This is a genomic window from Candidatus Hydrogenedentota bacterium, from assembly GCA_012523015.1.
In the GTDB taxonomy this organism is placed as follows: Bacteria; Hydrogenedentota; Hydrogenedentia; order Hydrogenedentales; family CAITNO01; genus JAAYBJ01.
The window spans coordinates 1-1,671 of sequence record JAAYJI010000353.1 but is presented as its reverse complement, the minus strand read 5'-3'; the positions used below and the strand labels follow the sequence as shown (position 1 = coordinate 1,671).

The following is a 1,671-nucleotide window of genomic DNA, read 5'->3' as shown; positions in this document are numbered from 1 at the left end:
GCTTAGTTCTGCGTTAGGCATTCTCAAGGAACATCGCAATGAGCTGGCTTTCATCACTTTTCGGCGGAAAAGAGAAGTCGAAGAACAATGAGTCATCATCCGCGTCTACGATCCGGCAAGGAAAGTTCGTTGCGGTTGATGACGCATTCCGGGCGTGGACATCTGGGGATTTGGAGCTAATGCTAAAAGCAGCCTCAACGAAAACAAACCCAATCGATAGGCACTTTCTGTTGCAGTCGATTGTTTCAGAGGCCTACAAGCGAAGAAAAGAAGACCGATATCGGCAGTTGTGCATCGAATACGCAGAAAAACATCTTCACGAGTTTTCATCTCTCGCTGGGCCTTTGACGGAAGATATGGGCGGTGAATTACCACGCATATCCACATTCCAGCACTATGCCACTGTGCTGACAGAGGCTGAAGAATTTGAAAAAGCCATTGAGATATGTAAGCAAGCAATTGCGTATGGTCTTCACGACACACATTTTCGGGTTTTGAAGGCCGTATTGAACGAATCAGAAAGAAGGCGGCACAGAAGAATGTCTAACAACGCGCTCAACACGGACGGTCTTGGGCAACGCGCCTATGGCGCATCGCCCAGTCCCGCCGGTTAGCGCGAATGTTAGATTGCGACTGATCAGCGGATAGGGAGACACGCGATGGAACAACAAAGTCAACAGCCTCAAGTGGCGCTTCCCAGAAAGCACCACGGTATTGTTATGCGTGTGGTCGATCGGTGGCGCGAAAACGGCATTATTGACAACGAAACCAGCGCTCACCTTACGGCTGCTACCTCCATTGCCCCCTTCGATTGGCAAAAGACTGCGCGCTATGCCTTTATCATCGCCATTGTCTGCATCGTCATTGCGGTAGGTACGGTCTTGGCTGACAGGATGCTGATGGAACTACTCAAGCGTATCTTCAACGTTTCGGCCGCCGTGAAATGTGTTTTTTTTGCCGTTGTGTCGGCCACGATCTTTTGGTACGGCCTGTTTTCGCGAAGGAAGCATCCACACCGTATTTACCGTAATGAATCTGTCTTCTTTCTCGGGGTCTTGGCTTTGGCAGGCGCCGTTTTCTTTCTGGGCATTGTGATTGACACTGGGTCAGGCCACTACTCTGTACTCTTTTTGATCGCGTCCGTTCTATATGCACTACTCGGCCTGTGGTTTCCTTCAGCGCTTGTATGGGTCTTCGGTTTGGCTTCCCTGGGCGCTTGGATGGGCACAGAGACTGGCTACATGTCTGGCTGGGGGGCCTATTACCTGGGTATGAACTACCCCCTCAGATTCGTCGTCTTCGGTGCCGCGCTAACTGCTCTCGGACTTGTTGGAGAACAGACTTCACCCCCCTCAAACACTTCGACTTTCAAAGCGCGTCTGCTTTCTATGTCGCCGCAAACCAAAGTCATAGGAATCCTTTATCTGTTTATCGCACTTTGGATCATGTCTATCTTCGGTAACTACGGGGACATGATGAAATGGGAGACCGTGCGGCAATACGAGCTCCTTCACTGGTCCCTGCTTTTTGGGGCAGCTTCCATCGCTGCGATTTGGTATGGCTTGAAGCGGGACGACGGTGCCCTTCGTGGTTTTGGTCTGACATTCCTGTTCATCAACCTTTATACACGCTTCTTTGAATACTTTTGGGACTCGATACACAAGGCAGCGT

The 1,671-nt window shown here is 50.6% G+C and carries 2 protein-coding genes; both read left to right on the top strand.

Annotation, left to right across the window (positions count from 1 at the left end; genetic code table 11):
• Positions 1-38 precede the first annotated feature (38 nt).
• Entirely contained in the window at positions 39-614 is a 576-nt protein-coding gene (locus GX117_15305) for a hypothetical protein (GenBank protein NLO34695.1), read from the top strand.
• 45 nt (positions 615-659) lie between these two features.
• Positions 660-1,671: DUF2157 domain-containing protein (locus GX117_15300; GenBank protein NLO34694.1), on the top strand; the 1,012-nt coding region annotated here is incomplete at its 3' end.

Coding starts and splice junctions, on each gene's coding strand:
- GX117_15305 (NLO34695.1), top strand. CDS start 39: ATGAGCTGGCTTTCATCACTTTTCGGCGGAAAAGAGAAGTCGAAGAAC.